12 protein-coding genes are annotated in these 8,524 nt (G+C 44.5%); 11 read left to right on the top strand and 1 reads right to left on the bottom strand.

What is annotated here, in order from left to right; translation table 11 throughout:
• Positions 1 to 340 precede the first annotated feature (340 nt).
• The 9 genes from ACJ2PR_RS33865 to ACJ2PR_RS33905 all read left to right on the top strand — a co-directional run bounded on the left by ACJ2PR_RS33865 (position 341) and on the right by ACJ2PR_RS33905 (position 4,714).
• Complete coding sequence (locus ACJ2PR_RS33865) at positions 341 to 700, top strand: YybH family protein (RefSeq protein WP_446880346.1); 360 nt, start codon at positions 341 to 343, stop codon at positions 698 to 700.
• A gap of 89 nt (positions 701 to 789) precedes the next feature.
• Positions 790 to 1,221, top strand: coding sequence for a hypothetical protein (locus ACJ2PR_RS33870; protein ID WP_446880347.1), 432 nt, complete (start codon positions 790 to 792; stop codon positions 1,219 to 1,221).
• Between the two features lie 210 nt (positions 1,222 to 1,431).
• Positions 1,432 to 1,629: a hypothetical protein gene (locus tag ACJ2PR_RS33875; protein ID WP_446880348.1), complete on the top strand. Its 198-nt coding sequence runs from the start codon at positions 1,432 to 1,434 to the stop codon at positions 1,627 to 1,629.
• Positions 1,630 to 2,071: 442 nt separating this feature from the next.
• Positions 2,072 to 2,470 carry a hypothetical protein gene (locus ACJ2PR_RS33880; protein WP_446880349.1) on the top strand — a complete coding sequence of 133 codons (399 nt, stop codon included), beginning with the start codon at positions 2,072 to 2,074 and terminating at the stop codon, positions 2,468 to 2,470.
• Positions 2,471 to 2,724: 254 nt separating this feature from the next.
• Positions 2,725 to 2,922, top strand: a complete 198-nt coding sequence (locus tag ACJ2PR_RS33885) for a DNA-binding protein (RefSeq protein ID WP_446871652.1) — start codon at positions 2,725 to 2,727, stop codon at positions 2,920 to 2,922.
• Entirely contained in the window at positions 2,922 to 3,329 is a 408-nt protein-coding gene (locus ACJ2PR_RS33890) for a type II toxin-antitoxin system death-on-curing family toxin (RefSeq protein ID WP_446862451.1), read from the top strand. Before ACJ2PR_RS33885 ends, ACJ2PR_RS33890 begins: the two co-directional genes overlap by 1 nt.
• 84 nt (positions 3,330 to 3,413) lie before the next feature.
• Positions 3,414 to 3,989 (top strand): hypothetical protein, encoded by a 576-nt coding sequence (locus tag ACJ2PR_RS33895; RefSeq protein ID WP_446880350.1) that lies wholly within the window; start codon positions 3,414 to 3,416, stop codon positions 3,987 to 3,989.
• Between the two features lie 168 nt (positions 3,990 to 4,157).
• A complete protein-coding gene (locus tag ACJ2PR_RS33900; RefSeq protein WP_446862449.1) occupies positions 4,158 to 4,388 on the top strand; it encodes a DUF433 domain-containing protein in 231 nt (76 codons plus the stop codon).
• A complete protein-coding gene (locus ACJ2PR_RS33905) occupies positions 4,385 to 4,714 on the top strand; it encodes a DUF5615 family PIN-like protein (RefSeq protein WP_446880351.1) in 330 nt (109 codons plus the stop codon). Before ACJ2PR_RS33900 ends, ACJ2PR_RS33905 begins: the two co-directional genes overlap by 4 nt.
• Before the next feature lie 865 nt (positions 4,715 to 5,579).
• On the opposite strand, the gene ACJ2PR_RS33910 is transcribed toward ACJ2PR_RS33905, so the two are convergent.
• Positions 5,580 to 5,837, bottom strand: coding sequence for a hypothetical protein (locus ACJ2PR_RS33910; RefSeq protein WP_446880352.1), 258 nt, complete (start codon positions 5,835 to 5,837; stop codon positions 5,580 to 5,582).
• 196 nt (positions 5,838 to 6,033) lie between these two features.
• Between ACJ2PR_RS33910 and ACJ2PR_RS33915 the strand changes: the two genes are divergently transcribed.
• Complete coding sequence (locus tag ACJ2PR_RS33915; protein WP_446880353.1) at positions 6,034 to 7,017, top strand: helix-turn-helix transcriptional regulator; 984 nt, start codon at positions 6,034 to 6,036, stop codon at positions 7,015 to 7,017.
• A gap of 132 nt (positions 7,018 to 7,149) precedes the next feature.
• Positions 7,150 to 8,490, top strand: coding sequence for a TonB-dependent receptor plug domain-containing protein (locus ACJ2PR_RS33920; RefSeq protein ID WP_446880354.1), 1,341 nt, complete (start codon positions 7,150 to 7,152; stop codon positions 8,488 to 8,490).
• Positions 8,491 to 8,524: the final 34 nt, after the last annotated feature.

An 8,524-nucleotide genomic window follows, 5' to 3' on the forward strand; every position in this document is an offset into this window, starting at 1 on the left:
TTTTCAGCCTAATCGCCAAATTTGGAGGGTTAGCCAGACAACTTTCAGTCTAATCCCCCGCATTGAGGAGGTTATCTAGACGAGATCAGTCTAAACATAAGTTATGCTTCATGCCCTCGGTGGGGCAGTCCCTCAAACTTGTCTGTCTGTCTGTCTGTCTGTCTGTCTGTCTGTCTGTCTGTCTGTCTATCTATCTGTCTATCTGTCTATCTGTCTATCTGTCTATCTGTCTATCTGTCTGTGTTCACAGTTAAGCTATTTTGAAGTTATTGATGGGACGTTGATTAGTGTTGGCTAGTACAATGGAAAGGACTTAATTGATTCACTCTCAGAAAAAGATATGCTTACTGAAGATCAAGTACACACATTTGCAGAACATTGGGTTCAAGCATGGAATTCTCACGATCTTGATGAAATCATGTCCCATTATGAAGGAGATGTAGTTCTGGTGTCGCCTGTCGTGGCGAAGATACTTAACAATCCATCAGGGACAGTGATAGGCAAAGAGGCGTTACAAGAATATTTCAAAAAGGGACTTGAAGTTTATCCTGACCTCAAGTTTGAGCTGATCGATGTGATGTGGGGGCTTTCCAGTGTTGTCCTTTACTACATCAATCAAAAGGGCACGAAGACAGGGGAATTTATGGAAATAGATTCAAAGGGAAGAGTTACCAAAGTGATCGCCAATTACAATGGATGAGTTAAAGCATAACAATCGCGCTGCACCGGAACGTTGAAAGTTACGGGTTGGATTGCAATGATTGTCTGTGTCCGGTGAGCGCGACCGTTATGCGTAACATCCTCTATGTTGTTGCTTTTAGAGAAACTTTAATGTCTAAACTAAGTCGAAATGCAGCAGTGGCAATCTTAGTGATCATTGGTATGATTACAGCTTCTCCAGTCATCACTGCATTAAATCCAAATGGAATCACATCTTTATACAATGTTACTTTTGAAGATGATGCTGTCTTACTGCTAATAAGGCATCGCCAAGTCATGCTGGGGGTGCTTGGTGCTGCGTTAGTCTGTGGGGCGTTCTTCTATCATCTGCGAATGATGGTTATCACCGCTGCTGTGGTCAGTAAACTTGCCTTCATTGGATTATCTACAACTACACCAGATTTAACGCAGGGAATTCAACGGATCATTTATTTTGATGCAGTATCGATAGTTCTCTTGCTGATTGCTGCTGTTATATTTTGGCGATCTCCCTCAGTTTGAGACAAACTTTTAGTCAGTCTGTGCTGCTGAATGCTCAATAAAGGTACGCCTAACAAATGCACCCATTAGACTGACTAACGACTTTCTGCTTCGTTCAGGCTAGTTGCAGCCAGTGGTGCTAGCCCTTATGCCGCCAGCCCGAAAGTCAATGAATCCAGTCATTCATTGTAGTCGTTCAACCGAACTATCAACACTAAATTCAAAGGGTCGGTGAATGCGAAAGTCAATGCGGTTTGTCCCGTCGGCGCGGACTTGTCGGTGTTGGCTTTGGCAGAGATTTTTCGGTTTCAGTGGGATGTGTCACGTTTCATAGAAGTTAGGTACGTCCGCGATGCACAGATACTCATGATTGGAGATACGCGGTCTAGCGAAGTTGGGGAGCGATCGGTTGAGACGAACAACGCATAACAACCCGATTGGAGCGGACTATTGTCAGATCTCGGTGACGGGGCAAAAAACACTCACAGCCGCTCAATCGGAACGTTATGCCGCCAGCCCGACAGTCACTCAACCCGGTTTTTGAGCGTGGTCGTTCATCCGAAGATCAACGCTAGATTCAACAGATCGGTGACTGCGAAAGTCAAGGTGATTGATCACGATCGCGCGGACTTGTCGGTGTTGGCTTTAGCAGAGATACTTCGTATTCAGTGGGAGGTGTTTCGTCGTATAGGATTTTAGTCCGTCCGCGAAGGCCGAGTTCTTCGTGTTTCGAGATCTGGGGCTGGCGAAGTGGGGGAGCGATCGGTTGTGTCGAGCCACGCATAACATTTCAATGCAGCGGACGAGCCAAGACTTCGCGCTTCGTTTCAGCCATATTTGTCGCCGCTGATTGGAACCGTTATGCAGAATTATGAACTATAGAATATCTGAAATTGAAAAATTGAATCTTGACGTTCGCTGGCTTTCTAAAGAGCATGCGAAAAGTACCTATGAATATGCAATACAATTTAGTAGTAGCAGTAAGTATGGCTTAAACGAAGCCATGGTTAGTGAAATTGAAAGGCTAGAAATTGAAAGCTATTCGGTTGCAGTGAATTGGGTAATTTCACATCTTAAATCTACTGGAAAGGTACACGTCGTATTTAGTGAAGAAGAGGTATTTGTCTTACCAACAAATCAATTTCTTTCTAATTGGCATAAAATATTTGTACCTTCAAGAGACGATGCGGTAATACTGCATAGCGAATCAAAAAGCATTCTGTTCTATTGTCACGAAGAAGAAATAGAATTTGGTTTTAGGGCTTCTTAAGTCATTTAGCCGCTTTGTGCCATAAACTAAATGCATAACAAGTCGTTGCAGCATCAGTCGCTGCGCTCCTTGGACAGTTTTTAAGTCGCGGTTTTATGGAAAAATTTGCGCAGCAAACCATAAAACCGCGACTTAAAAACTGCCGCTGAACTCGGCGTTAGCCTGCAAAGCTTTTGGGCTGGGATGGTACAGCAAGATTATCGGTTAGGTGTGAATGTTAAACTTGACTCAGAAACACTAGGAGGGCGATCGCTGTGGCTTCTATTACCCTTGACCTTTCAGAAACTCAATTCCAAAAGCTGCAAGATTTAGCAACTGTTCATGGGATTGCGCTCGAAGTTCTACTGAAGGCAAGCCTGGAGGATTGGCTCAACTCTCAAAAGCCTGAGTTTGTTGATGCAGCCAATTATGTGCTAACAAAAAATGCTGAGTTGTATCAGCGGTTAGCATAATGCGTTTCCTGACGTTAATCGAGGTGCTGGAACTACATCGCAGAGTCATTGAGCAATCCAGTGGAGCATTTGGTATTCGAGATGTAGGGTTGTTGGAGTCAGCGATCGCCCAGCCCCGAATGACGTTTGATGGAGAGGAGTTGTACCCAGGTTTGCTGGAAAAAGCAGCAGCATTGGGGTTTTCGATTATCATGAACCATCCATTCGTGGATGGAAACAAACGTACAGGTCATGCTGCGATGGAGACTTTTCTTGTCCTGAATAGATTGGAAATTAACGCCTCTGTAGATGAGCAGGAACACGTTGTGTTGGCGATCGCATCAGGTGAGCTAGGGCGCGAGGCATGGGTAGAATGGCTACAGCAGCGTACAACGCCAGCTAACAATTCAAATGCAGCGGACGGTTAAGAGCCACTGGTGCTAAGTTCGAGGTGATCTGCCGCCGCTGATTTGAGTCGTTATACGGCTACATTCCAGTTTCTATAAGCACTTATGAAGCTACTGAATCGTATACTAAACGATATCAAGCGAAGCGAAAATATTGATCTGTATCTTACAGTTCCGACTGCGATCTTAGTTGGCATTCTTAATCTAGTTGGTGTTCTTTCACCGACTTTAGTTGCTCCACTAACGCTTGTTATCTTGGGTTTGATAACAATTACCATCTTGGGCAGTCGCTACCGCGTTGAGCAGTTAGCTGATAAGTTAACCCCCTCTGCTGAAAGTATTTTCAACGAGAAATCACCTCCAACTTTAGAACAAGATATAGAAAATGCTCCTGATATATGGCTTATTGGTGTACTTGGTGCAAAACACGCTAGAGATTTTTATTCAGTTATTGAGCAAAAACTTAAAAAAGGTCACTCAATCAAAATACTTACTGTTCATCCAGATCCAAGGGTCGTTGAGTTTGAAGAAATGCGTGTTTATGGTTTAGCAAATGTAAAAACGACATGTTCTGATATTGAAACCGGGCTAAAATCCTTTTGTCATTTGAAGAAAATCTCACCTAATAATTCGCACAATTCACTATCCGCTTGGATATGGTGTCGTCGGGATCAACCCTGATTCTGCCTCTGGTATTTTGTATATCAGAAACTATGCATTTAAAGTGCCAGGTGGAGCAAAGCCAAAATTCACATTACGGACAAAAGATGGATTCTGGTATGATTTTTATATACAGGGGATACAAAACTTGTGGGACGCAGGCAACGAATGGAGATGCGAGGATAATCTATGAACTACCGAAATCACATTACGATTGAGCCTGATAAACGTGGTGGTAAGCCTTGCGTCCGTGGTTTGCGTATTACGGTTTATGAAGTGCTTGAGTACTTGGCTTCCGAGATGACCGAAGCAGAAATCCTTGATGATTTTCCTGATCTGACGAGAGAAGATTTAAAAGCATGCATTGCTTATGCCGCTGATCGTGAACGGCGGTTTATGACCGCTCCATTATCTGCATGAAATTACTTTTTGATGAAAACTTGTCGCCCAAGTTGCCGAACCGTTTAAGTGATCTTTTCCCAAACTCGCTTCACGTTCGAGATGTGGGCATGAAAGCAACGATCGATCCAATAGTTTGGGATTATGCAAAAGACAATAATTTGATGATTGTCTCGAAAGACGCTGACATGCACGACTTGAGCTTAGTATTTGGAAATCCACCGAAAGTTATTTGGCTGCGACTTGGAAACTGTTCGACATCGCAAGTTGAAAGCTTGCTGCGTCGAAATTTTGACGCGATTAAACTGTTTTATGAAGATGAGAATTTATCTCTGCTTGCATCCTAGTGCACCGATGGCTTTGGACATATTTCCAGGGGTTTATAAGCATATTTCCAGGGGCTTTACAAACGGAGAAAACATAGTGGCGATCGCCACATAACAACCCCAATGCACCCGACCGTTGATAGGTTGTCTGTTAGTGTTCAAGGTTTTCTGCGGCGGGTGATTGGGAACGTTATGCCGCCTCAGCTATTGTTGCGGACGCGACCGGGGGTTAATTGTCGGAAGCCAAGTTTGAGATGGGATTGTCTGTGCAGGATCGAGGATTGAAATAGTCTGAGCAATATTTGTAATCAGGAGTAACTCAAATGCGTACTTTGGCTAGAAAAGCTTTAGTTCCAGCCTTAGCAGGCCTTGCCATAATTTTCACAGTTGTTGGTTCAGCCATTGCACAAACGTCAAGATTAAACCCCTTGTCACTGTATTGGAACTCTCAGAGGGGAGACAACTTCGTAACTGCTACTCAGCAAGGTCGAAGGGATGCCGTTGGTTCTGGTTACAGTAGCGTTGGTGTCGAAGCGTGCATCCTTACTAGCCAAGAGGAAGGATCAGTTCCCTTTAATCTTTATTGGAGTGAGCAAAGAGGTGACAACTTTACTACCTCAACTAGATAGGAATGGCACTTACTTAAGGTCAATCAACGAGCTAGACTAGCTTTGAGAATTGAGCGAGGCTGCTTTATCAGGAGGAAGGCTTTCAGTCTGCGTTTTCTAACTCTAGGTTCATGACGATTGAGACGGTCTGGAATCAGGGATTGTGAAACGACATGCAACAGGATGGGATAAAGGTCGTGACGCGGCTGGGGAGGGGCATCAGCCAAGGATGGGATAAAGTTTCTCAAATGTTGTCTTGCGCCCTGTAACGGCAGTTGTCAACTGGAGACTGGTCGCCCTGCACTGGCTAACCAACTGATCACCCGACTCACCGCGTTGCGACAACGCTTGTCGCTGTCGAACACCTGGGATAGAAATGCCCACAGCGTCACGAACGGATTAAACAGACGATCCCGATAGCTCACGGTCTCTTCGACCAAGACCCTGGCTATCACAGATTCAGGCAGGATCTGTTGAAACGGTAAACCGACCCTGTTGGCGAATGTTTGCTTGAGAATTTCAGCAGAGTTTGGCATGGTGGAGCTAGTTATTTTAGTCACTCCCAGCCTGTGACCTCAAAAAGACCAGGGTTGGAGCTTTTTCTTGCTCTATTTTCTCAAAACCTGACCCTTAAGTAAATGCCATTCAACCTTAAACACTTGACTATTTTCTTCACTTGTTGAGAATGAGTTGCATTAAACTGAATTCGTCCTGCAACTCCCTAAACCTATCATGGCAATTACCATCTCTCGCGCAGACTATGATGAGTTGTGGAAAGTTTGCAACCCTGCTCCTTTAGTCTCCAGTCATTCAGGCTATTGTGAACGGGTTGAGATTGTGCCTGAGCAATTTGGGGAGGGATACGTCCGATCAATTCAGTTCCGGGGAATCAATCTAATGCTCTTCAATTATCAACTGCATCACGATTTGCATCTCAAAGATGAAGTGTCTGAGACAGCCTGGGAAATTGGATTTAATCTATCAGGGAATCGTAATAATAAGTGTACTGGGGAGAGCTTTCTGGAATGGGGAGCCTATGAAGGCAAGGGAACATGGATTACTTATGCCAACGATCCAGTCTTGAAAGTTGATGTTGAGTTAGAAACTCCGAATGAGGTAAGCCGACTGATTATCGACACTTTAGAAGAGCTACCCATCGAGATTCGGCAATGTATTGAAGACTGCGACGGAAAACGGTTTGATGAGTTTAATGTGATTACACCCGCAATGCGATCGACGTTAGAGAAGATCCTACACTGTTCATTTCAAGGAAGAACTAAACAAATTTATCTAGAGAGTCAATGTTTGGAGTTGGTTGCTCTGAAGTTAGAGCAGCTTAAAAACCCAGATCAATATACTCGCAAGTCTTTCCTTTCGTTAAACCTAGATGATATCGATCGCATTCATTTAGCTAAAAAAATCATGACGGAGAATGCTGATCATCCTCCGTCGCTGATGGAACTCGCGCGGCAGGTTGGGTTGAATGATTTTAAGTTGAAGGGGGGATTCCGGCAGGTGTTTGGAACGACGGTGTTTGGCTATTTACATCAACATCGGATGGAAACAGCACGTCAATTGCTTACTGAGCGACGCATGAATGTGAAAGAAGTGGCTCAGTCAGTGGGATACGTCAGCCAAAGCCGTTTTGCCGAAGCATTTCGGAAACAGTTTGGCATGAATCCTAAGTCCTACCTACTAAGCAAAAAATCCGTTTGAGGAGCAAAACAATCCGTTTGTGCGCGATCGCGATCGTCTATTCCCTTCTGTTTCCCGATATCTTCTTGAAAGTAATTCTTAGTTAGAGTTTTCGTTGGTATGTGGAAGATGAGCAGAATCAATTCGCAGTGCATGAGTAAAGTCCGATTTTATGGATCAATGTTCGTGCTGTCAGGCAGTTTAGTGAGCGGGTCTGCTTTATCAGGATTGACGGAAACTAAGTTTACTCATCACAATCGCCACGCTACCACAGTTAAAGAATGGATTGCTCAAATCGAAGCGGCTACTGTGCAAGTAACAGGAGTGAGCCTGAATCGCACCGATGCAGGGCTGGAGATCGTTTTACAAACGGCAGAGGGCAAACCGCTACAAATTGATGCCAGCAAATTTCGATCGGAAGGCAATAACCGAATTGCAGATATTCCAAATGCTGTACTGGTCTTACCGGGATCTCAAGCCTTTGTTGCTGATAATCCGACTGCTGACATTGCCAGTGTGCGCGTTGTCCAACAGGAAACCAACATCGTTCGAGTGAGCGTAGCAGGAATTAATAGCCTGCCTACCTCTGAAGTCAGTCTGAAAGCAGGAAGATTGAGCTACAGTTTGAATTCGGAGCCGGATGAACCCGATGAAGAGATTGTTGTAACGGAACAGCAGCAACGTGGCTATCGCGTACCTAATGCAAGTACAGCGACCAGAACTGATACTCCATTGCGAGATATTCCCGGTTCGATTCAAGTAATTCCCCGTCAAATCTTAGACGACCAAAAGACAACGCGAATACAAGAGGCATTGGAGAATGTTAGCGGTGTCCGTAAAGAAGGTAACTACGGAGGTACAGATGCGGGTGGATTTAACATCCGTGGCTTTGCTCAGGATGGAAATTTCCGCAATGGATTGGCTGACAATGACTTTTACTCTACGGTCGATACAGCAAATATCGATCGAATAGAAGTTCTCAAAGGGCCTGCTTCTGTTCTATTTGGTCAGGCTGAACCGGGAGGAATTGTCAATGTGGTCACAAAACAACCGCTCAGAACTCCCTATTATTCAGCAGAATTCAATGTCGGCAGCTATGCTTTTTATCGCCCCAGTTTTGATATTTCTGAACCGCTTACCCCTAATAGTTCAGTGTTATATCGGTTAAATGCCGCTTATCAAAATTCTGAGAGTTTTCGAGATTTTAACTTTACAGAACGTGTTTTTGTTGCGCCCGTCATTACCTGGAATATTAGCGATCGCACAACCTTAACTTTCGACCTTGAATACCAGAACAGTAATTACCTCTTCGATCGTGGACTTCTTTCTCTGGGCGATCGACCTGCTCCTATTCCCATTAGTCGATTGATCGGTCTGCCACAAAGCGTTTATGACGATAGCACGTTTCGGGTTGGCTACAGACTGGAGCATCAATTTAGCAAAGACTGGCAACTTCGCAATGCGTTTTCTTTTTTGAGCCACTCCCCCGGCTGAAGCACGGGGGATTCTGGCTAGGAGTTGGGTACAG

The organism is Phormidesmis sp. 146-33, from assembly GCF_052939515.1.